We start from the raw sequence: 21,926 nt of genomic DNA, 5'->3' as shown, positions 1-21,926 counted from the left end.
AATGTATACAATAATATATCTATACAAAATAATAAAAGATAGAGGTTTATTTAGACATTTATTACAAATCAAAACTTATTACATATTATTTATAAAAAAATCTAAGGAGGAAATAATAATGAAAATATTAGTATTAAACTGTGGGAGTTCTTCATTAAAATATCAATTAATAGATATGAGTAATGAAGAAGTTTTATGTATAGGATTAGTTGAGAGAATAGGAATAGAAGGTTCTATACTAAAACATGAAAAAGCAGGTAGAGATGATAAATACATTGTTGAACAACCAATGAAGGACCACAAAGATGCAATAGCATTAGTTTTAGAAGCTGTTGCTCATCCAGAATTTGGTGCAGTTAAAGAAATGAAAGAAATAGATGCAGTAGGACATAGAGTTGTGCATGCTGGAGAAAAATTTGCAACTTCAGTAGTAATAACTCCAGAAGTAGAAGAAGCTTTAAAAGAATGTATAGATTTAGCTCCACTTCATAATCCAGCAAACATAATGGGAATAGATGCTTGTAAAGCTATACTTCCAGATGTACCAATGGTAGGAGTATTTGATACTGCTTTCCATCAAACAATGCCTAAATCTTCATACTTATATGGTTTACCTCATGAGTTATATACTAAGTATGGGGTAAGAAGATATGGATTCCATGGAACTTCTCATAACTATGTATCTCAAAGAGCAGCAGAGATATTAGGAAAAGATATAAAAGATTTAAAAATAGTAACTTGTCACTTAGGAAATGGTGCTTCTATAGCTGCTGTTGATGGTGGAAAATGTGTAGATACATCTATGGGATTCACTCCATTAGAAGGATTAATAATGGGAACTAGATGTGGAGATATAGACCCAGCTATATTACCTTTCTTAATGAGAAAAGAAGGTTTAGATGCTGATGGATTAGATAAATTAATGAACAAAGAATCTGGAGTATATGGAATGACTGGAATTTCTAGTGACTTCAGAGATATAGAAGATGCAGCTAAAAATGGAGATGAAAGAGCTCAAGCAACACTAGAAGCTTATGTTAAAAAAGTGCAAAAATATATAGGTGCTTATGCTGCTGAGATGAATGGATTGGATGTCGTAGTATTTACTGCAGGTGTTGGTGAAAATGGAAAGGCTATAAGAGCAGACATCGCTTCTAATATGGAGTTTTTAGGAATGAAATTAGATAAAGAAGCTAATGATGTTAGAGGAAAAGAAACAGTAATATCTACTGCTGATTCTAAAGTAAAAATGCTTTTAATACCAACTAATGAAGAATTAATGATAGCTAGAGATACATTAAGATTAGTAAAATAATTTAAGTAAACTGATGCCTATCAAGTAAAAATACTTGACAAACAAATGCTAGATTTGTATAATAAATTTGGTGATATGTTGAGGTGAACTTAATGAAAGTTAGCATAGAAAAAATAAATAGAAAAGAAACTGACAAAATAGACTTGAATTTTTGTGAAAAAATTGATACTATTAGTTATTGTGATGAGATTTACAAATTAGTATCACCTGTAAATTTAAAAGGGAAAGTGTCAAAGACTAATAAAGGTTTATATCTAGATGTAGATGTCAATTTTACAATTGTTGACAATTGTTCAAGATGTCTTAAACAAGTAGAAATACCACTAGAGTATTCTATACAAGGTTTTTTAGTAAAAGAAGAAGATTATGATGAAGATGAATTTGAGGAATTTGATCCTTTTATATTCGATGGTGAAGAAATCGACCTTATTGATATAATAGAACAGACATTAGATTTTAATGTACCTCATAAAGTTCTTTGTAGTGAAAACTGTAAAGGTCTTTGTCAAGTATGCGGGGCAAACTTAAATGAAGAAGAGTGTTCTTGCAGTGAAATTACAAACGATGAGGAATACATAGATCCTCGTTTTGCTAAATTAAAAGATTTATTTAATTAAATTTGACTAAGGAGGTGGCGTAAATGGCAGTACCAAAGCGTAAAACGTCTAAATCAAACACAAAAATGAGAAGAGCAGCTAACTCAAAGATGGAAGCAACAGGATTTGTAAGTTGCCCACAATGTCATGAGCCAAAATTACCACATAGAGTGTGTCCAGACTGTGGATATTATAAAGGTAAAGAAGTTGTGTCTAAGTAATAGCTTCTAAAAAACATGTAGAGTATACTCTACATGTTTTTTTTGTACATATAAAAAAAGAAGATGATTTACTAGAGAAATAAGTGGATTTTATGCATATTAAAAAATAGAAAAATAATAATATAAGTATTGAAAATTTTTGTGTGTTACTATATACTACTATTAGTAGCTGGTACTAATTACAGCTATAAAATTTGGAGGGAACATGAAAAAGAAAAGTAAAGCCCAAAGACAAAAAGAGCTTATAGATATGCTAAAGACGGATCCTTTTTATACTGATGAAGAATTATCAAGTCTGTTTGATGTAAGTATACAGACTATAAGATTAGATAGAATGAGTCTAAACATACCAGAGCTAAGAGAAAGAGTAAAATCAATAGCAGAAACTCAGAGTTCAAAAGTAAAGACTTTAGGAGTAAAGGAAATTACAGGAGAAATCATTGATTTATCTGTAGGGCGATTAGGTATATCTATGTTAGAAGTTACACAAGACATGATTTACTCTAAGACTAATACTTTAAAAGATACGTATATATTTTCTCTAGCAGATTCATTGGCAATGGCTATAATAGATGCACCTAAAGTTATTATGAGAGTTGCAAATGTAAAAAGTTTTAAATTGATAGAACAACAAGATAGGCTTATAGCAAAAGCAGAAGTGTATAGAAATATAGATAAAAAACACTATGTAAAAGTTGTTATCAATAATAAAGCTCAAGAGCAAATATTTAGAGGGAAATTTATCTTTGAAGAATTAGATTAGGAGGGAAATTATGAAAATAGTAATCGATGGAATGGGTGGAGATAATGCACCTAAATCTAATGTAGAAGGCGCAGTAAATGCTATAAAAGAATATCAAGTTGATTTAATAATCACAGGAAATAAAGATTTATTAGAAAAGGAATTTTCAAATTATGAATTTGATAGAAATAAACTAGAGATAGTTCATACTACTGAGATTATAGAAAATGAAGATAAACCAGTAAAGGCTATAAGAAGTAAAAAAGATTCATCTATGGTAGTAGCATTAAATCTTGTAAAAGAAGGAAAGGCAGATGCTATAATATCAGCTGGAAATACAGGAGCCTTGCTTGCTGGTGGATTATTTGTTGTTGGTAGAATAAAAGGAATCGATAGACCTTGCTTATGCTCAGCAATACCGAATGTAAAGCGAGGAATGACACTTATAGCAGACTGTGGCGCAAATGCAGATTGTAAACCTAAAAATCTAGTAGAATTTGCAGCTATGAGTAATATTTATTCAAGAAAAGTTTTAGGTCTTGAAAATCCTAAGGTAGCATTAGCAAATGTTGGACTAGAAGAAGGCAAAGGCAATGATTTAGTTAAAAAGTCATATGAAGAAATTAAAAAATTAGATTTAAATTTTATAGGGAATGTAGAAGCTAGAGAAGTTATAAATGCATACACAGATATAATCATATGTGATGGATTTACAGGTAATATATTACTTAAATCTGCTGAAGGTGTAGCTCTTTCAGTTATGAGTCTTATAAAGGAAACTTTTATGGCAAGTACAAAAAGTAAAATAGGAGCATTACTTATAAAGGATGATTTAAGAAAATTAAAGAGCTTTATAGATTATTCTGAGTATGGAGGAGCTCCACTTTTAGGTTTAAATGGAGGAGTTATAAAAGCTCATGGTAGTTCTGATGCTAAAGCTATAAAAAATGCTATAAACCAAGGAATAAAATTTTCAAAAGGAAAAGTTGTTGAAGATATTAATCAATTTATAAGCAAATATAATGAAGAAAATAAAAATAACGAAGATGAGTAAACTCGTTTTGGAGGTTTAATATATAATGAATACAAAGGCTGGAATATTGGGAGTAGGAAGTTATCTACCTGAGCAATCATATGATAATTTTCACTTCGAAAAGATAATGGATACATCAGATGAGTGGATAAGTACTAGAACTGGTATTAAGGAAAGAAGATTTGCCAAAGAGTCTGAAGCAACTTCTGACCTAGCATCTAAAGCTGCTTTAAAAGCTATAGAATGTGCAAAGTTAAATGTAGAGGATATAGAGTTGATTATATTAGCAACAATTACTCCTGATATGTCTTTGCCTTCAACTGCATGTATAGTACAAGATTTAATTGGAGCAGTAAATGCTACTGCATTTGATATATCAGCAGCTTGTTCTGGATTTGTATATGGAGTAACTATTGCAAAGCAATTTGTGGAAACTGGTTGTTATAAAAACGTACTTGTAATAGGAGCAGAAACTTGTTCTAAGTTTTTAAATTATGATGATAGAACAACGGCAGTATTATTTGGAGATGGTGCTGGAGCTGCTGTTATTGGACCAGTAAGTGAAGGTGGAATACTATCTGCACATATGGGTTCTGATGGTAAAGGAAAAGATTGTTTAAAAGTACCTGCAGGAGGTTCAAGACTTAAAGCAAGTAAAGAGACTGTAGAAGCCAATCTACATACAATAGAAATGGCAGGTAGTGATGTGTTTAAATTTGCAGTTAGAAAGATGGCAGAAGCTTCTTTAATAGCTCTTGAAAAAGCAAATTTAAATACAACTGATATAGACTATTTAGTACCACACCAAGCTAACATAAGAATCATACAAGCTTCTTCTAAGAGGTTAGAACTTGATATGAAAAAAGTCTATGTAAACATAAATAAGTATGGAAATATGTCTGCTGCATCTATACCAGTAGCGTTAGATGAAGCTTATAGAGAAGGAAAAATTAAAAAAGGCGATAATGTAGTTTTAGTTGGCTTTGGTGGAGGTCTAACTTGGGGGGCTTCAGTTGTCAAGTGGACTTTATAGTATAAAATATCTAAGATGCTTTAATTAACAACATTAACTTTATATAGAAAATAAGGTTGATTAACAATAAAAAGTTTACTTTTATGATTTCAAGTGAAGGAGAATTGTATGAATAAAATTTGCAAAATATTAAATATAAAATACCCAGTTATCCAAGGGGGAATGGCATGGGTAGCTACTGCATCATTAGCAAGTGCTGTATCTAATGCAGGAGGGCTTGGAATAATAGCAGCAGGAAACGCACCAAAAGAAGCTATAAAGAAAGAAATTGTTGAGTGCAAAAAGTTAACAGATAAACCTTTTGGGGTAAATGTAATGCTTATGTCACCATTTGTTGATGATATAATTGACTTAATTATAGAAGAAAAAGTTCAAGTTATTACTACTGGTGCTGGAAATCCTGCAAAATATATGGATAGATTAAAAGAAGCTGGGACAAAAGTTATTCCTGTAGTACCTACAATAGCTTTGGCACAAAGAATGGAAAAGCTAGGAGCTACAGCAGTAATAGCAGAAGGAACTGAAGGTGGAGGACATATAGGAGAACTTACTACTATGGTTTTAGTTCCACAAGTTGCTGATGCTGTAAGCATACCTGTAATAGCTGCTGGAGGAATTGTAGATGGTAGGGGAATTGTTGCTTCATTTGCATTAGGTGCTAGTGCAGTTCAAGTAGGAACTAGATTTATTTGTAGTGAAGAATGTTCTGTACATTCAAACTATAAAAATTTAGTACTAAAAGCAAAAGATAGAGATGCAATTGTAACAGGAAGAAGTACTGGTCATCCAGTAAGAACATTAAAAAATAAATTATCGAAAGAATTTTTAAAGATGGAACAAAATGGAGCTACTCCTGAAGAATTGGATAAAAAAGGTACAGGAGCTTTAAGATTTGCAACAGTAGATGGAGACATAGAAAGAGGTTCATTTATGGCAGGTCAAAGTGCTGCTATGGTAAGAGAAATAACACCTTGTAAAGAAATTATAGAAACTATGGTAAATCAAGCAAAAGAGATTATGCCAACAATAGAACTGTAAATCAGGAGGAGCAAGATGGGAAAAGTTGCACTAGTATTTCCTGGTCAAGGAGCTCAATATGTAGGTATGGCCAAGGATTTATATGAAAATAATGATGTTGCTAAAAGTGTAATAGATGAGGCTAATGAAGCCTTAAAAATGGACTTAAAAAATCTTATGTTTAACGGAAATGAAGAAGAACTTTCTAAAACTGAAAATACTCAACCTGCTATGGTTACACATAGTGTAGCAGTATTAAAAGCAGTACAAGCTCAAATAGATTTAAAATATAGTGCATGTTTGGGTTTATCTTTAGGAGAGTATAGTGCATTGGTTGCAGCAGATGCAATTGACTTTAAAGATGCTGTATGTTTAGTTAAAAAAAGAGGTAAGTTTATGCAAGAAATAGTTCCAACAGGTGTTGGAGCCATGGCAGCAATATTAGGTCTAGATAGACGTGTACTTGAAGATGTAGTTAAAGATATACAAGGAGGTATTGTAGAAGTAGCAAATTACAATTCTCCTGGACAAATAGTTATATCTGGTGAAAATGAAAAGATAGAAGAAGCAATGGTAAAATGCAAAGAAGCAGGAGCAAAAAGAGCAGTTAAATTAAATGTAAGTGGACCTTTTCACTCGTCAATGTTAAAAGAAGCAGGAGTAAAATTAGCTGGTGAGTTAGAAAAAGTTAACATAACTAAACCTAAAGTTGATGTAGTGGCAAATGTAAATGCAGATTACTATAAAAATGAAGGTAAAGACCTACTTATAAAACAAGTAAGTTCATCTGTTCTTTGGGAAGACTCTATAGAAAGACTTTTAAATGATGGATATGATACTTTTATAGAAATGGGACCTGGAAAAACTTTAAAAGCATTTATCAAGAAGATAGCTTCTAATAAAAAAGTAAGTGTAAATATTTATAATATAGATGGTATAGATTCTCTTAATGAATTTGTACAAAATTATAGAAATGGAGAGATATAATGATAAATCTTACAGGACAAGTAGCCGTTGTTACTGGTGGCTCTAGGGGTATAGGAAAAGAAATAGCAAAAAAACTAGCATCTTTTGGAGCTGATGTAGTAATCAATTATACTTCTAAAGAAGATGAAGCACTAAAAACTAAAAATGAAATAGAAGACATGGGTGTAAAGTGTACTTCTATAAAATGTGATGTGTCTAAATCTGATGAAGTGAATCAAATGATAGATTCTGTTGTAAAAGAATTTGGAAAAATTGATATATTGATTAATAATGCAGGTATAACTAAAGATGGTTTGCTTATGAGAATGAAAGAAGAAGATTTTGATAGAGTTATAGATATAAACTTAAAAGGTGTATTTAATTGTACAAAAGCAGTTACTAAACCTATGATGAAAAAGAAGTATGGAAGAATAATAAATATGACTTCAGTAGTTGGAATTATGGGTAATGCAGGACAAGCTAATTATTGTGCATCAAAAGCAGGTGTAATTGGATTTACAAAAGCTTCTGCAAGAGAATTGGCATCAAGAAATATAAATATAAATGCAGTAGCACCTGGATTTATAGAAACAGATATGACTAAAGTACTAAGTGATGATGTAAAAGAATCAACACTAGCAAACATACCAAAGAAGTCTTATGGTAAACCAGAAGATGTAGCCAATGCCGTAGCATTTTTAGTTAGTGATATGTCAAGTTATATAACAGGACAAGTAATAAATGTAGATGGTGGAATGGTAATGCAATAATAAAAAATAATAATTTAAAAAGTAGAGAAATCTATTAAAATAAAAAATCTTAGGAGGTACACAATGTTTAATAAAGTTGTAGAAATAATAATAGAGCAATTAGGAGTAGAAGATAAAGAAATAACTATGGAAACATCACTAATGAAGGATTTAGAAGCAGATTCATTAGATGCAGTAGAAATAATAATGGCACTTGAAGATGAATTTGGTATAGAAATACCAGATACAGAAGCAGAAAACTTCAAATCTATAGGAGATATAGTTAAGTATATAGAAGCTAATAAATAGTCGAGCTTTAAAAAAAGTGGAGGTATCCGATGAAGAAAAGAGTAGTAATAACAGGACTTGGATGTGTTACACCGTTGGGAACGGGAAAAGAGGAGTTCTGGAGCAATATAAAATCTGGAGTATCTGGTATAGATAAAATAACTAATTTCGATGCTAGTACGTATCAAACTCAGATAGCAGGAGAAGTTAAGAATTTTCATCCAGAAGAATATATAAGCAAAAAAGAATTGAAGAGATTAGATAAATTTGCTCAATTTGCAATAGTATCTGCAAAATTAGCAGTTAAAGATGCAAATCTTGATTTAGATAAAGTTGATAGAGAGCGTGTTGGTGTTATAATAGGTTCTGGAATAGGTGGAGTTGAAGCAATAGAAACTCAGCATAAAATTCTTTTGGAAAAAGGAAATAAAAGAGTAAGCTCACTTTTTGTACCTATGATGATAGGAAATATGGCAGCTGGTCAAGTTTCAATATTTTTAGGCGCAAAAGGACCTAATACTAATGTGTGTACAGCTTGTGCATCAGGGACTCATTCAATAGGTGATGCTTTTAAGGTTATACAAAGAGGTGATGCAGATATTATGGTAGCTGGGGGTTCTGAAGCTGCTGTAACAGGTCTTGCTTTTGCCGGATTCTGTAATATGAAGGCTATGTCAACTAGAAATGATGACCCTAAAACTGCATCACGACCATTTGATAAAGACAGAGATGGTTTTGTAATGGGAGAAGGAGCAGGTATCGTTATATTAGAAGATTTGGAACATGCTTTAGCGAGAGGTGCTAAAATATATGCAGAAGTAGTTGGATATGGTTTAACTGCTGATGCATATCATATGACAACTCCGGCTGAAAATGGAGAGGGAGCAGCCAGATCTATGAATATGGCTTTGGAAGATGGAAATGTTCCATTAGAAGAAGTAGATTATATAAATGCTCATGGTACTTCAACTTATTACAATGATTTGTATGAAACTATGGCTATAAAGACTGTATTTGGAGAAAAGGCATATGATTTATGTGTATCATCAACTAAATCTATGACTGGTCACTTACTAGGAGCATCAGGTGCTATAGAAGCTGTTGTTTGTGCTATGAGTATAGAAGATAATTTTGTACCTCCAACTATAAACATACAAGAAGTTGGAGAAGATTTGGACTTAGATTATGTTCCAAATCAAGGTAAAGAAAAAAATATTAGATATGCACTATCAAATTCTTTAGGATTTGGTGGACATAATGCTACAATAGTACTAAAAAAATATGTATAATTAAGTATAAAGTTAAAATAAGTACTTATTTTAACTTTATAAATTTATATTGACTTAAATTTAAAGTCTCCTAAATTATTTTAGGAGATTTTTTTATTAAGATTTAATTCTAGCATATGTTGTAAATCATTTTGATATATTGTATTATTAATTATTAAGAGGTTATTTATATATGCAAGTTGTCATTCTACAATATACAAAAGGAGGACTAAAATTTTGAATTTTAGACTACCAAAAAAAAGGTTACCCAAAAAGTTAATTTTTATATGTATAGTACTTATTAGTATTATTTTGTTTGTAAAATATGACCAAAATGGACTGAAAGAAAGAGAAATTATAAATAAGGGAAAATATATGTCTGAAAGTCTTGTGGCAGATAAAGAGTATGATGAAGCAAAAAAAGTGGTTAAGACTTCTTTTGAATCTATCCCAGAAAAAAAATACAATAAAGTATATAATGAAGTTTGGGATATGTTAAAGACTATTTCATATGTTCCAGATGGAACGAAGGTAGTCATTGATTCTTTAGAAAAGATGAGAGAATCAGATGTAAAGTTATCTGATGAGTGTAGATTTAATATAGAAAAAAGATTAGCATCAGTGTACATAATGGATAATAATTATTCTAAAGCAGTAGATTTAACTGTAAAATCTATAAAATTGGCTGAGAAGTTGGGGAATAATTATGAAAAAGCAAGACTAGATGTTGATTTGGCGAGCATACTTTTAAAGGTAGGTAGCTATGAAACAGCAGAGAAATTAATAAAAGATTCTTTTAAGATAGATATTGACGAAGGTGAAAAAAATGGAATGGTTAGATTATATGCTCTTATAAATCTAGCAGAAATATATATAGAGGTGGGAGAATATGATAAAGCCATTGAAATAAGTAGCAGAGTAAAAGATTATAAAAAATTTGTAAATACAGATGATTACAATGATTTTGAGATAATGGCTTCTATAATACAGGCAAATGCGTATGTAGGAAAAAATAATGTACAAAAGTCAAAGACTTTTTTAGAAAGAGCTGATTATCTTATAAAATCTGATAGAACAGTTCATATATTAGATAAAGATATGTATTATTATATGGCAGTGGGAAATTTAGAATATAAAAGCGAAAATTATAATTCTGCAATAGATAATTATAAAAAAAGCTTAGAGATATCCACTAAGAGAAAGTTAACTCAGGAGAAAATAAAAAATTTAAATAAGATATTAAATATATATGAAAAACAAGGAAATGTAGAATCTTTAAATGAGTATCAAAAGATGTTAATAAATGAATATAAAGAGAACAAAAGTATAAGAGATTCAGAGACTAGTTTCTATATAATTGATAAAGTATCAAATGAAAGTGAGCTATTTGAAAAAACTAAAAAAGAAATAAAATATTATAAAATATTGTTTACAGTAATTTTAATCGCTATATTAGGGTCTACTTTTTTATATAATAGATTGAAGTATTTTAAAGCACAAAATTTACATGATGGTCTTACAAATGTTTATAATAGAAAAAGTTTTGATATTATGTATGAAAAGTACAGAGAGAAAGATGATAATTTTGCGCTTGTAATGATAGATATTGATAATTTTAAACTCATAAATGATAATTATGGGCATAAATTTGGTGATGTTGTTATAAAAGGGATAACAAATACTATTTGTGTTATGTTGGAACAAGATGATAAAGTCTTTAGGTATGGAGGAGAAGAGTTTTCTGTATTGATAAGAAATAAATCTGGTGAAGAAGTAGCAGATATAATTGACAATATAAGAGTTGCAATTGAAAATAAAAAGTGGAATGAAGGTGTGACTGTGACTATAAGTTCAGGTGTGGCTCATATTTCGGATAGTAAAAATGTACTAGAAGAAGCTGATAAAAATCTATATAAAGCAAAACAGCTTGGTAGAAATAAAGTAGTATATAAGTAATTGTATGCTATATAAATAAGAGGTATAAATATGAAACAATCAATAGCTATAGTAACTGATAAAATAACCAAATTATCATCTTTTTTAGAAGAAAATATACGCTTGGTTTTAGGGGATTATGTTGATATAAACCATTATTATCTAGAAAATTTAAACGAGGATGATAAAATACAAGGTGATTTTGTATTAGTAATGAATGATGATAGATTAAATAGCATGAGAAAGCATTTAGTACAAGATAGCAAGATTATAGTGGTGAGGAGAACTCTTAAAGAAAATGAAATCTATGGATTATTTTCAATACCAAATAGAACAGAAGTATTGGTTGTAAATGATACAAAAGAAACTACCTTAGAAACGATAAGCTTATTTTATAAGATAGGAGTAAAAAATTTGAAGTTTACCCCATATATTGAAGGAAAAACTTATAAAAATATAGACATAGCTATAACACCTGGAGTAAAGGAGAAAGTACCAAGTTATATAAATAAAGTAATCGACCTTGGTAATAGATATATTGATATATCTACTTTTATAGAAATAATAAATGGTCTTAGAATTGATGTCAAAGAAATACGTAAAAACTTAATGGCATATTCTGAGAGCTTAATAAGCTTAGATAATGGAGTTAAAGATAATTATAGACAACTGTTTTTGAAAATAGAAGAACAAGATGTTATATTGAATCTATCAAAAGATGGAATAATATTTACTTCAGCAGATGGTGTTATAAACACATTTAATAAAGAAGCTTTAAAAATTTTAGGGATAAATGAAAATCCACAAGGTAAAAACATAGAAGAAATTATTTCTAAGGATTTAAATATTCTACTTGGAGACAACGAAATAGTTGATGAAGTCGTATTTACAAATAAAAAATATATAAATGTAAATAAAAAAAGTATTTTTTCTATGGGAAATAAAGCTGGTGTATATTATAATTTACAAGAAATAACATATATAAAAAAATTAGAACAAAATCTTACTAATAAACTAAGAGAGCAAGGTCAAATAGCTAAATATACATTTAAAGATATAAAAACTAAAAATAAGAATATGATAAAATGCATAGAATTGGCTAAAAAAATATCTAAATCAGACCTTTCTGTGTTAATAATAGGAGAAAGTGGTACTGGCAAAGAATTGTTGTCACAATCAATTCATAATGCCTCTAATAGAAGTAATCAACCATTTATAGCAGTTAATTGTGCAGCAGTTCCAGATAGCCTATTAGAGAGTCAACTATTTGGATATGAAAAAGGCTCTTTCACAGGAGCTTTAAGAGAAGGAAAAAAGGGTCTATTTGAACTTGCTAACAATGGAACTATATTTCTAGATGAAATTGGAGATATGCCTCCAGTATTGCAGACAAAGTTACTAAGGGTACTACAAGAAAAGCAGGTTATGCCTATAGGCTCTCATAATGTTATAAATATAGATGTTAGGGTCATAGCAGCAACAAACAAAAACTTGCCAAGGATGATTAGAGAAGGAAAATTTAGAGAAGATTTGTATTATAGACTAAATGTATTGCCAATAGATGTACCATCACTAAGGAATCGAAAAGAAGATATAATAACGCTTATGAATTTCTTTTTGAGAAATAATATAAGACTTTCACCTGAAGTTGTAACTATTTTAGAAAAATATAATTGGCCAGGAAATATAAGAGAGTTACAAAATGTTGCTTCTTATGTAAGTTTAATGTGTGATAGCATGGTTTTTAAAGATGGCTTACCACCATATATAAAGACAGAATATATTGCTAGCTATGAAGATGGATTTGGTTATACCAAAAAAGAATTTGAGGAGATATTAAGAGTTCTATATGAAAGGAGAGATTCATCTTCTGGAGTTGGAAGAGGATTTATAATAGAAAAGCTTATGGAGGAAGAAATTGAGATTTCTGAAAGTAAAGTTAGAAAGGTGTTATCTTATTTAAGTGAATGTGGATATATATCATCTAAATCTGGAAGATGTGGAAGTCAAATAACTCCAGAGGGGATAAAACTTTACAATAGTATTACTTAAGTATACTAATATTAAAATAAGATATTCAAAATATAAATATTTAAATAATCATAAACTTTTATACTTATAAAATTTAAGTTTATATTGTGAGAGAAAGAATTTTATACATTTAAAATAGTTTAAATTAAATACTAATAGGTTTAAAAAATAGGTTTAGATAGGTAATAGGTTATAATAAAATAACCCATTACCTATTTTTATTTGTAAAAAAAACGTACACACAGTTAAAAATAAAAAATATAGTTGATAAAAGTATTGAAAATACTAGAAGAAGAATAAATAAAAATAATTAAAAATTTTGGCATACATATTGCTAATTATAGAGATAAGATGACAAAATAATTGGGAGGTTTAATTATGAAATACAAAACAACAGGGACTTGTGCTACAGAAATTGAATTTGAGGTAAAAGAAAATAAAGTTACAAGTGTCAATTTCACTGGTGGATGTGATGGAAATTTAAAAGGGCTAAAAGTATTAGTTGAAGGTATGAATGTAGAAGATGTAATTCAAAAATTAAAAGGAATAGAGTGTAAAACAAAGCCAACATCTTGCCCAGACCAACTTTCTTTAGCATTGGAAAATTATATGAATATAAAATAAATACATAAAACAATCGATTAGTTAGGAGCTTGATTATGAAACCAATAATAGGTATTTTAGGAAATTTAATAATAATGGAAAATGGTATGTTTCCAGGGCTTGAAAGGTCATATGTAAATAATGATTATATAAATGCAGTACTAAAAGGTGGAGGTAGCCCAGTTATTATTCCAGTAAATACAGATAAAGAAGTGATAAAAAAACAGATTGAGATGGTTGATGGAGTATTAATATCTGGGGGATGGGATGTCAATCCTCAATTGTATGGAGAAGAAACAAGAGAAGAAACAACCTTTATATATCCAGAAGTAGATGAATTTGATTTAATTGCAATAAGTATAGCATTAGAGCTTAAAAAGCCTATGTTAGGTATATGTAGGGGGCTACAAATTTTAAATGTAAGCTTAGGAGGAACTTTGTACCAGGATAATAATCTTGTAGAAGGAAATTATATAAAACATACACAATCTTCCAAAAGACATGTAGCTACTCATAAAATAGATGTTAAAGAAGGAAGTATTTTAGAAGGAATCTTAGGAAAACAGTTACTTACAAATAGCTATCATCATCAAAGTGTCAATCAGCTTGGGAAAGGATTAAAGGCTATAGCACACTCGAAAGATGGTATAATAGAAGCTATTCAAAAAGAGGATGATAATTTTGTAGTAGGAGTACAATGGCATCCAGAAATGATGGTAGATTACTGTAATAAAATGGAAAATCTATTTAAATATTTTATAAATATTTGTTCAAATTTATAATATACCTTGGAGGGATTGAACATGAATGAAAAGAATAAAATGGGATTAATAAGTATTATACTTTTAGGTATTAATGCAGTAGTAGGAGCAGGAGTCTTTCTATTACCAGGAGATGCAATGAAAGCATTTGGAGTAGCAAGTATATTTGTGTATATGTTTGATATGTTATTAGTTTTATCCATGGCATTTTGTTTTGCTGAAGTAGCAGGTAAATTCAATAAAAATGGTGCTGCTTATGTTTATACTAAAGAAGCTTTTGGAGATTTTTGTGGCTTTGAAGTAGGTCTTATGAAATGGGTAATAGGATGTATTTCTTGGGCAGCTTTAATAGTAGGTTTTCCTACATCATTATCAGCAGTATGGGCTCCAGCAGGTGACCCACATATACAAAAAATTATAATTGTAGCTATGATAGTTGGACTTACAATTATAAACTTATTAGGTGTGTCTCTATCAAAAATTGTACAAAATGTTATAACTGTAGGTAAACTAATTCCATTAATATTATTTATAGGAATAGGTATATTTTTTATAAAAGGGGTTAATTTTACTACTTCAACAATGGTGCCTCCAGGTGCTGGAGCAACAGAGTTTGGAGCAGCAGCACTTTTAATGTTTTATTCATTTACAGGATTTGAATCTATAGCAGTTGCAGCGGAGGACATGGATAACCCTAGAAAAAATATACCAATAGCAATTATAAGTGTAATAGTAATTGCATCAATAATATATATATTAAATCAAGTTGTATGTGTTGGTATACTAGGAGATTCATTATCTAGTACATCTACACCAGTTGCAGATGCTGCAAGAATATGTTTTGGAAATATGGGTGCTGGATTAGTTACTTTTGGAACATTGGTTTCTGTTGGTGGAATTTGTATGTGTGGTGCTTTCGTAAATCCAAGAAGTTGTGTAGCTTTGGCTGATGATAAAATGTTACCAAGAATATTTGCAAGAAAAGATAAAAAAGGTACACCATATATAGCGATAATAGCTACTATGATAATCACTATACCAATAGCTTTATCTGGAAGTTTTGCTGAATTAGCAGCAATAAGTGCAGTTGCTAGATTCATACAATACATACCAACATCTTTATCAGTATTAGTATTTAGAAAGAAAAGACCAGAATTAGTAGGTACCTTTAAAACACCTTTTGGAGTAGTGATTCCTCTAATTGCTGTATGTGTTGGGACATGGTTATTATTCCAAGCATCTATTCATCAATTAATTATGGGATTAGGAGCATTGGCAATTGGAGTACCATTATATTTTATAATGAAGTCTTATAATAGAAAGGTTTATGGTGAAAATTTAAAGAAAATAATTTAATTATATTATAACAGATTATTGAGTTAAAGTTAGATATTGTCATAAAATTAAATACAAATAAGTATCTATAAGGCTATATTAAAATATTATTAATTTTTTATTTTAATATAGCCTTATATTGTTATTAATACGTGAAAAATATTGTAACAGCAGAAGAACAATAGTATTATGTTTATAGACAACATACTTATTAGGAGGTAAATTTATGCCAACAACAACATTATCTGATAATTCAGTAAAATTGATTGCATTTATAGATGGTGAAATAGTTGGTACTGCGACGATTGATTCTAATCAAAAAGCAAAAGGAAAGCATGTTGGAGTATTGGAAATATAATTAGTGTACATTTTATCTCGAAAAAAGTATATTAAGTATGGTATAATTAAAAAAGAATATAACTTAATATAATTTTGGAGGACGAATTATGAAAAATCTGTGTAAAATATCAGATGATTATTTAAACAGCAAACTTAAGTATTTAAAGTTATTATCAAAACAATATCCAAGTATATCAAAAGCAAGTACAGAAATAATAAATTTAGAGGCTATATTAAATCTTCCAAAGGGGACAGAGCATTTTATAACAGATGTACATGGTGAATATGAACCATTTGTACATGTATTAAAAAATGGTTCTGGTGTAATAAAGAGAAAAATAGAAGAATTATTTTCAAACACAATAAGAGATAGCGAAAAAAAGATGTTAGCAACTCTTGTATATTATCCTGAACAAAAGTTAGATTTAATAATTAAGCAAGAGGAAAATATAGATGATTTTTATAGAATAAATATTTATAGACTTATAGAACTGTGCAAGTATGCTTCTAGCAAGTATACTAGGTCTAAAGTTAGAAAACTTTTACCAGAAAATTTTAAATACATAATAGAAGAACTTTTACATGAGCATGTTAAAAGTGAACATAAAGAAGAGTACTATAAAAGTATAGTTGAAACAATAGTTGATATAGGAATAGCTAAAGAGTTTATAATTGCTATTTCTACAGTGATACAAAAATTAGTTGTTGATAGACTACATGTAATAGGAGATATTTATGATAGAGGTCCAAGACCAGATATAATTGTGGATAAGCTTATTGAACATCATTGTGTAGATATTCAATGGGGAAATCATGACATATTATGGATGGGTTCGGCGGCAGGTGAAAAAACTTGTATAGCAAATGCACTTAGGATATCAGCTAGATATGCGAATTTAGATATTGTAGAAGACATATATGGAATAAACTTATTGCCTTTAGCCACTTTTGCTATAGAGATGTATAAAGATGACCCTTGTAAAGAATTTATTCCAAAGATTAATGACCAAAGTGTGACAACAACAGAAAAGTCTTTAATGGCGAAAATGCACAAAGCAATAAGTATAATTCAATTTAAGCTTGAAGGTGAAGTTATAAGACGAAGACCCGAGTTTGAGATGGAACATAGACTTTTACTTAATATGATAAACTATGATGAAGGCACAATTACTCTAAAAGGAAAAACATATAAACTAAAAGATACTTATTTGCCTACAATAGACAAAAAAGACCCATATAAATTAACAATGGAAGAAAAAAACGTTATTGATAAATTAGTGTCTTCATTTAGAGGTAGTGAAAAATTACAAAAACATGTTTCATTTTTATTTTCTAAAGGAAGTATATATTTAAAGGCAAACTCAAATTTACTGATTCATGGATGTGTACCATTAAATGAAGATGGAAGTTTTATGTCTATGAATATAATGGGAAAAGAGTATAAAGGTAAGGCTCTTATGGACAAAATGGAATCTCTAGCAAGAGAAGGGTTTTTCTTCAAAGATAAAGCAGAAGAAAAACTATATGGTATGGATATTATGTGGTATTTGTGGACTGGAAAGTGTTCATCATTATTTGGTAAAGATGATATGACCACATTTGAAAGATATTTTATAGCAGAAAAAGAGACTCATAAAGAAAATAAGAACCCATATTTTAAACTTAGAGAAAATGAGGTGGCTTGTGAAAAAATATTTGAAGAATTTGATTTAGAACTTGATGAATCACATATAATAAATGGGCATGTTCCTGTGGAAAGTAAAAATGGAGAGAGTCCAATAAAAGCTAATGGTAAAATTCTTGTTATAGATGGTGGTTTTTCTAGAGCTTACCAAAAAACTACTGGTATAGCTGGATATACTTTAATATATAATTCTAGAACTCTGCAATTAGTATCACATGAACCATTTAATTCTGCTGAAGAAGCTATTGCAAATGAAAGCGATATTTTATCGACAACTGTTGTAGTAGAGCATAAGGCAAAGAGAAAAATGGTGAGAGATACTGATGAAGGAGTAAAAATACAAGAAGAAATAGAAGACTTAAAATTACTTTTAATGGCTTATAAAAAGGGGCTAATAAAAGAAATGTAGATATTATAAAGATTAATAATATTAGTAGAGTCTACTCACTAAGTGAATCCTAAATAAAAGGGTTCACTTTTTTTATTGATAAACATTATTAAAAAAAATATATATGTTTTGGTAATATTCCTTGTCCTTTATAAATAGAATTATATAAACAAAGGAGGAGGACAAGAAATGAATAAACTTTCTGATGAAATAATAAACTCTCTTTCTACAACTATAAGAGAAAAGGTAGAAAAAATATCAAACAATAATCTAAATATAGAAGAAATTAGGTTACGTTCACAAAAACCATTGATACTGAATGCAAACTCTAAAGATTATTTTTACAATCAGAAAACTATGACACTTGATTTAAATCAACAAAACTCATATGTAGTTACAAGAGAAGATGTAGAGCAAACTTTTCAAATAATATGTAAATATTCAATACATTCATTTATGGACGATATAAAAAAAGGATTTATAACTTTGAGAGGAGGTCATAGAGTAGGATTAGTTGGAAAAGTAATAGTGGAAGATGGACAAGTCAAAAACATAAAGCATATATCATCTTTAAATATAAGAGTATCAAGAGAAATTATTGGATGTTCGGATAAGATTTTAAGTCATATCATAAAAGGAAAAAATCAGATTAATAATACTTTGATAATATCACCACCTCAGTGTGGAAAAACAACTTTAATAAGAGATATAGTAAGGAATTTAAGTAATGGTAATGAGTATTATGGATTTAAAGGTTTAAAAGTAGCTTTAGTAGATGAGCGTAATGAGATAGCAGGTGCGTATTTAGGTGTTCCACAAATGGATGTTGGAATAAGGACTGATATAATAGAAACTTGCCCAAAAGACTTGGGTATTACAATGCTTTTAAGGTCTATGTCACCAAATGTTATTGTGACAGATGAGATTGGAAGCGAAAAAGAAATAAAGGCATTATACACAGCATTAAATGGAGGTATAGGATTAATAACTACTGTACATGGAGATTCAATAGATGATATACAAAATAGAAAAGAATTAAACAGGCTTCTAGATAAAGAATTATTTAAAAAAATTATAATTCTTTCTGCAAAAAGAGGAGCAGGAACGATTGAAAAAATTTACGATTTAGAAGAAAAGAGATGGTATTTTGCAAATTAAAATAATTATTATAGCTCTTTTAATAGGAAGTAGTTATTTGATAGGTGAACATATATACAAAACTTATACTCGTAGACATAAACAATTGAATGATTTAATAAGAGTTCTAGAAATTTTGAGGATGGATTTATCTTTCGGGCTTTATACATTAGAAGAAATTTTTAATAGAATAGGTGGAAATAAAGAGTTTTGTTTTTGGAAGTTTTTCTATCAAATATCAGAAGAACTTCACAATGAACAAAGTAAAACTTTGGAAATGATAATATCAGAAAATATTGATGTCCTAAATAAAGAAACTTATCTAGGTAATAAAGAAATCGAGGAGTTGAAAAATCTAATCCTTACTTTAGGTAAAAGTGATATAGAGTCACAACAAAGAATGATAGATTTATCTATAGAAAATTTGAAAAAACAAACCTATGAGACAAAGGAAGATATAAACAAAAAGGGCATATTATATAAAAAACTAGTGACATTTATAGGCATAGGTATATGTATTATATTGATTTAGTATGGGGAGGTTTATTATGGAAATATCATTGATATTAAAGGTTGCAGGTGTCGGTATTCTAATATCAGTATTGAATATGATATTGGAAAAAACAGATAGAAAAGATTGGGCAGGTCTTACTACATTAGCAGGTGTAATAATTGTATTGGGTATGGTGATAACAGAAATAAGTGATTTGTTTAATACTGTAAGAACAATGTTTCAACTTTACTAAAGAGGAGGGAGTAATTTGGAAATAATGCAATTAATAGGAATTGCAATCATTTCAACTACACTCTGTTTAGTAATTAAAAAAGATAGACCAGAGATAGCAAATTTCATAGCAATAATAACTGGAGTAATAATATTATTATCAGTTATGTTTAAGTTGAATTTTATAGTAGATAGTATACAAGACTTAGCTAACAAGGCTAATATCCCAACTATGTATATATCATTAATAATAAAATTAATTGGGATAGCATACTTAATGGAATTTGCGATACAACTTTGTAAAGATTGTGGGGAAGGAAACATTGCTTCAAAACTAGAGTTTGGAGGTAAAATAATAGTTATGTCAATGTCTTTCCCTATACTTTTATCCATTGTAGAAATGGTCATGAACATAATTCCATAGTTGTGTATATTGAAATAACTATAGGTATATTAGAGTGCTTTTGTTGTATTGAGGTTTATAGAGTGAAGAGAGGCATGGTTGCTTATGAAAAAAAGATTTTTACCAATGATTATAGGTTTTTTATTTACTTTCTTTTTTATAAATATCTTTGCTATTATGATATTTGCTAATGAAGTACCAAGTAGTGAAGATAAAGAATATGGTGAAACAAAAAATAGTATAGATAAGTATATAGATGGTCAGTTAGACAAGCTTGATATAAATGAAATTCAAGATTATATAAATAAAGAAATAGTTATTAATGATGTTAATTTAAAATCATTTGTAAAAGATTTAATTAGTGGGGAAAAAAATATCTTAGATTTATTCAATAAAGATGGATTGAAGATATTGATGTTTGATGAATTTAAAGCGAGCTTAAAGGTAGTAGCAGTGATTTTGGTATTGGCTCTATTATCATCCATTTTAAAGAGTCTAGAAAACTCTTTTTCATCAGGTGCAGTAAGTCAAATAGCAACATATATAATATTTATTACAATGGTATCACTTACACTTGTTGGGTTCAAAGATGTATTACAGATTTGCTATGATGCAATAGACCATACTGTAGGTCTTATGCAAGTTATAATGCCAATATTAATAACATTTTTACTTTTAATTGGGTTCCCAATAACGTCTACTACTTTAAATCCTATCTTTATAGGAGGAGTAACATTTATAAATGTATTTTTTAAAAATTTCCTATTTGTATCCATTACTGTTGCATTTGGAATTTTAATAATAAACAATTTATCAAAAAATATAAGGTTAAAGAGATTTTTCTCCTTTGTGAAACAAATCAATTATGTTTCTATTGGAGCAATGTTTACTGTTTATTTAGGTCTTGTATCTATACAAGGATTGTATGTAACTAGTTTTGATAAATTCAGTGTAAAGACTGCTAAATTTGCTATAGGTAATTTTATTCCTGTTGTTGGCGGGTTTGTATCTGATTCAGTGGATATTTTATTATCTTCATCTCAGCTTATAAAAAATATATTTGGAGGAATAGGACTTATCTTACTTGTTGGAATTTGTTTACTTCCAGTGATAAAAATTTTATCAGTAATAGTAGTATACAAATTAGCAGCAATAATTGTAGAACCTGTTGGAGAAGATGGAATATCTAATTTTTTAAATGAAGTTGCAAATTTAATGATAATAATGCTAGCATCGGTAATTGCTATAACAGTAATGTTCTTTGTGACTGTAGCTATCTTGACATCGATAAGTGTCGTAAGTCAAGGATAATTCATATATAAATAAAAAAGTTATTACGTTTAATCTAAATTTTTTAG

The 21,926-nt window shown here is 29.2% G+C and carries 23 protein-coding genes; all 23 read left to right on the top strand.

What is annotated here, in order from left to right; translation table 11 throughout:
* Positions 1–118: 118 nt before the first annotated feature.
* The 23 genes from KGF42_RS09750 to spoIIIAE all read left to right on the top strand — a co-directional run bounded on the left by KGF42_RS09750 (position 119) and on the right by spoIIIAE (position 21,879).
* A complete protein-coding gene (locus KGF42_RS09750) occupies positions 119–1,315 on the top strand; it encodes an acetate/propionate family kinase (protein WP_054273188.1) in 1,197 nt (398 codons plus the stop codon).
* A gap of 92 nt (positions 1,316–1,407) precedes the next feature.
* Complete coding sequence (locus KGF42_RS09745; protein WP_054273189.1) at positions 1,408–1,932, top strand: YceD family protein; 525 nt, start codon at positions 1,408–1,410, stop codon at positions 1,930–1,932.
* A 23-nt stretch (positions 1,933–1,955) separates the two neighbouring features.
* Complete coding sequence (gene rpmF, locus KGF42_RS09740; RefSeq protein ID WP_003419113.1) at positions 1,956–2,132, top strand: 50S ribosomal protein L32; 177 nt, start codon at positions 1,956–1,958, stop codon at positions 2,130–2,132.
* 205 nt (positions 2,133–2,337) lie between these two features.
* Positions 2,338–2,895 (top strand): transcription factor FapR, encoded by a 558-nt coding sequence (fapR, locus tag KGF42_RS09735; protein ID WP_003419115.1) that lies wholly within the window; start codon positions 2,338–2,340, stop codon positions 2,893–2,895.
* A 10-nt stretch (positions 2,896–2,905) separates the two neighbouring features.
* Positions 2,906–3,928 carry a phosphate acyltransferase PlsX gene (gene plsX / locus KGF42_RS09730; protein ID WP_227826218.1) on the top strand — a complete coding sequence of 341 codons (1,023 nt, stop codon included), beginning with the start codon at positions 2,906–2,908 and terminating at the stop codon, positions 3,926–3,928.
* Between the two features lie 25 nt (positions 3,929–3,953).
* Positions 3,954–4,940, top strand: coding sequence for a beta-ketoacyl-ACP synthase III (locus KGF42_RS09725; protein ID WP_107594180.1), 987 nt, complete (start codon positions 3,954–3,956; stop codon positions 4,938–4,940).
* 108 nt (positions 4,941–5,048) lie between these two features.
* Complete coding sequence (fabK, locus tag KGF42_RS09720) at positions 5,049–5,978, top strand: enoyl-[acyl-carrier-protein] reductase FabK (RefSeq protein ID WP_054273192.1); 930 nt, start codon at positions 5,049–5,051, stop codon at positions 5,976–5,978.
* A gap of 15 nt (positions 5,979–5,993) precedes the next feature.
* The gene (gene fabD, locus KGF42_RS09715; protein WP_227826217.1) at positions 5,994–6,944 is read left to right on the top strand and encodes an ACP S-malonyltransferase; all 951 of its coding nucleotides are present in this window, start codon (positions 5,994–5,996) and stop codon (positions 6,942–6,944) included.
* Entirely contained in the window at positions 6,944–7,693 is a 750-nt protein-coding gene (fabG, locus tag KGF42_RS09710; protein ID WP_227820932.1) for a 3-oxoacyl-[acyl-carrier-protein] reductase, read from the top strand. The genes fabD and fabG overlap by 1 nt, the downstream gene beginning before the upstream one ends.
* Before the next feature lie 63 nt (positions 7,694–7,756).
* A complete protein-coding gene (gene acpP / locus KGF42_RS09705) occupies positions 7,757–7,981 on the top strand; it encodes an acyl carrier protein (RefSeq protein WP_003419132.1) in 225 nt (74 codons plus the stop codon).
* Between the two features lie 29 nt (positions 7,982–8,010).
* Positions 8,011–9,249, top strand: a complete 1,239-nt coding sequence (fabF, locus tag KGF42_RS09700; RefSeq protein ID WP_227820931.1) for a beta-ketoacyl-ACP synthase II — start codon at positions 8,011–8,013, stop codon at positions 9,247–9,249.
* Between the two features lie 216 nt (positions 9,250–9,465).
* Positions 9,466–11,184: a diguanylate cyclase gene (locus KGF42_RS09695; protein WP_227826216.1), complete on the top strand. Its 1,719-nt coding sequence runs from the start codon at positions 9,466–9,468 to the stop codon at positions 11,182–11,184.
* A 30-nt stretch (positions 11,185–11,214) separates the two neighbouring features.
* The gene (locus tag KGF42_RS09690; RefSeq protein ID WP_227826215.1) at positions 11,215–13,215 is read left to right on the top strand and encodes a sigma 54-interacting transcriptional regulator; all 2,001 of its coding nucleotides are present in this window, start codon (positions 11,215–11,217) and stop codon (positions 13,213–13,215) included.
* Between the two features lie 357 nt (positions 13,216–13,572).
* The gene (locus tag KGF42_RS09685; protein ID WP_054273198.1) at positions 13,573–13,818 is read left to right on the top strand and encodes a TIGR03905 family TSCPD domain-containing protein; all 246 of its coding nucleotides are present in this window, start codon (positions 13,573–13,575) and stop codon (positions 13,816–13,818) included.
* A gap of 35 nt (positions 13,819–13,853) precedes the next feature.
* A complete protein-coding gene (locus KGF42_RS09680; protein WP_079739986.1) occupies positions 13,854–14,579 on the top strand; it encodes a gamma-glutamyl-gamma-aminobutyrate hydrolase family protein in 726 nt (241 codons plus the stop codon).
* A 21-nt stretch (positions 14,580–14,600) separates the two neighbouring features.
* Positions 14,601–15,914 carry an APC family permease gene (locus tag KGF42_RS09675; RefSeq protein ID WP_227821437.1) on the top strand — a complete coding sequence of 438 codons (1,314 nt, stop codon included), beginning with the start codon at positions 14,601–14,603 and terminating at the stop codon, positions 15,912–15,914.
* Between the two features lie 205 nt (positions 15,915–16,119).
* Positions 16,120–16,251, top strand: a complete 132-nt coding sequence (locus KGF42_RS19845; protein WP_255650946.1) for a hypothetical protein — start codon at positions 16,120–16,122, stop codon at positions 16,249–16,251.
* Between the two features lie 88 nt (positions 16,252–16,339).
* A complete protein-coding gene (locus tag KGF42_RS09670; protein ID WP_227826214.1) occupies positions 16,340–18,325 on the top strand; it encodes a fructose-1,6-bisphosphatase in 1,986 nt (661 codons plus the stop codon).
* Positions 18,326–18,493: 168 nt separating this feature from the next.
* A complete protein-coding gene (spoIIIAA, locus tag KGF42_RS09665; RefSeq protein WP_227821439.1) occupies positions 18,494–19,462 on the top strand; it encodes a stage III sporulation protein AA in 969 nt (322 codons plus the stop codon).
* The gene (locus KGF42_RS09660; protein WP_227821440.1) at positions 19,452–19,973 is read left to right on the top strand and encodes a stage III sporulation protein AB; all 522 of its coding nucleotides are present in this window, start codon (positions 19,452–19,454) and stop codon (positions 19,971–19,973) included. The genes spoIIIAA and KGF42_RS09660 overlap by 11 nt, the downstream gene beginning before the upstream one ends.
* Positions 19,974–19,989: 16 nt before the next feature.
* Positions 19,990–20,187 carry a stage III sporulation protein AC gene (gene spoIIIAC, locus KGF42_RS09655; protein ID WP_009888937.1) on the top strand — a complete coding sequence of 66 codons (198 nt, stop codon included), beginning with the start codon at positions 19,990–19,992 and terminating at the stop codon, positions 20,185–20,187.
* Between the two features lie 24 nt (positions 20,188–20,211).
* The gene (gene spoIIIAD, locus KGF42_RS09650; RefSeq protein ID WP_227821477.1) at positions 20,212–20,589 is read left to right on the top strand and encodes a stage III sporulation protein AD; all 378 of its coding nucleotides are present in this window, start codon (positions 20,212–20,214) and stop codon (positions 20,587–20,589) included.
* A gap of 84 nt (positions 20,590–20,673) precedes the next feature.
* Positions 20,674–21,879, top strand: a complete 1,206-nt coding sequence (gene spoIIIAE / locus KGF42_RS09645; RefSeq protein ID WP_054273204.1) for a stage III sporulation protein AE — start codon at positions 20,674–20,676, stop codon at positions 21,877–21,879.
* Positions 21,880–21,926: the final 47 nt, after the last annotated feature.

This window comes from Clostridioides sp. ZZV15-6383, from assembly GCF_020657735.1.
GTDB lineage: Bacteria > Bacillota > Clostridia > Peptostreptococcales > Peptostreptococcaceae > Clostridioides > Clostridioides difficile_D.
This window is presented reverse-complemented; position numbering and strand designations above follow the sequence as displayed.

Excerpts from the sequence above, each read along its gene's own strand:
- fabK (WP_054273192.1), top strand. The coding sequence starts at position 5,049 with ATGAATAAAATTTGCAAAATATTAAATATAAAATACCCAGTTATCCAA.
- rpmF (WP_003419113.1), top strand. The coding sequence starts at position 1,956 with ATGGCAGTACCAAAGCGTAAAACGTCTAAATCAAACACAAAAATGAGA.
- fabG (WP_227820932.1), top strand. The coding sequence starts at position 6,944 with ATGATAAATCTTACAGGACAAGTAGCCGTTGTTACTGGTGGCTCTAGG.
- fabF (WP_227820931.1), top strand. The coding sequence starts at position 8,011 with ATGAAGAAAAGAGTAGTAATAACAGGACTTGGATGTGTTACACCGTTG.
- KGF42_RS09690 (WP_227826215.1), top strand. The coding sequence starts at position 11,215 with ATGAAACAATCAATAGCTATAGTAACTGATAAAATAACCAAATTATCA.
- acpP (WP_003419132.1), top strand. The coding sequence starts at position 7,757 with ATGTTTAATAAAGTTGTAGAAATAATAATAGAGCAATTAGGAGTAGAA.
- spoIIIAA (WP_227821439.1), top strand. The coding sequence starts at position 18,494 with ATGAATAAACTTTCTGATGAAATAATAAACTCTCTTTCTACAACTATA.
- KGF42_RS09670 (WP_227826214.1), top strand. The coding sequence starts at position 16,340 with ATGAAAAATCTGTGTAAAATATCAGATGATTATTTAAACAGCAAACTT.
- spoIIIAD (WP_227821477.1), top strand. The coding sequence starts at position 20,212 with ATGCAATTAATAGGAATTGCAATCATTTCAACTACACTCTGTTTAGTA.
- fapR (WP_003419115.1), top strand. The coding sequence starts at position 2,338 with ATGAAAAAGAAAAGTAAAGCCCAAAGACAAAAAGAGCTTATAGATATG.
- KGF42_RS09745 (WP_054273189.1), top strand. The coding sequence starts at position 1,408 with ATGAAAGTTAGCATAGAAAAAATAAATAGAAAAGAAACTGACAAAATA.
- spoIIIAE (WP_054273204.1), top strand. The coding sequence starts at position 20,674 with ATGAAAAAAAGATTTTTACCAATGATTATAGGTTTTTTATTTACTTTC.
- KGF42_RS09725 (WP_107594180.1), top strand. The coding sequence starts at position 3,954 with ATGAATACAAAGGCTGGAATATTGGGAGTAGGAAGTTATCTACCTGAG.
- plsX (WP_227826218.1), top strand. The coding sequence starts at position 2,906 with ATGAAAATAGTAATCGATGGAATGGGTGGAGATAATGCACCTAAATCT.
- KGF42_RS09675 (WP_227821437.1), top strand. The coding sequence starts at position 14,601 with ATGAATGAAAAGAATAAAATGGGATTAATAAGTATTATACTTTTAGGT.
- KGF42_RS09680 (WP_079739986.1), top strand. The coding sequence starts at position 13,854 with ATGAAACCAATAATAGGTATTTTAGGAAATTTAATAATAATGGAAAAT.
- spoIIIAC (WP_009888937.1), top strand. The coding sequence starts at position 19,990 with ATGGAAATATCATTGATATTAAAGGTTGCAGGTGTCGGTATTCTAATA.
- fabD (WP_227826217.1), top strand. The coding sequence starts at position 5,994 with ATGGGAAAAGTTGCACTAGTATTTCCTGGTCAAGGAGCTCAATATGTA.
- KGF42_RS19845 (WP_255650946.1), top strand. The coding sequence starts at position 16,120 with ATGCCAACAACAACATTATCTGATAATTCAGTAAAATTGATTGCATTT.
- KGF42_RS09685 (WP_054273198.1), top strand. The coding sequence starts at position 13,573 with ATGAAATACAAAACAACAGGGACTTGTGCTACAGAAATTGAATTTGAG.
- KGF42_RS09750 (WP_054273188.1), top strand. The coding sequence starts at position 119 with ATGAAAATATTAGTATTAAACTGTGGGAGTTCTTCATTAAAATATCAA.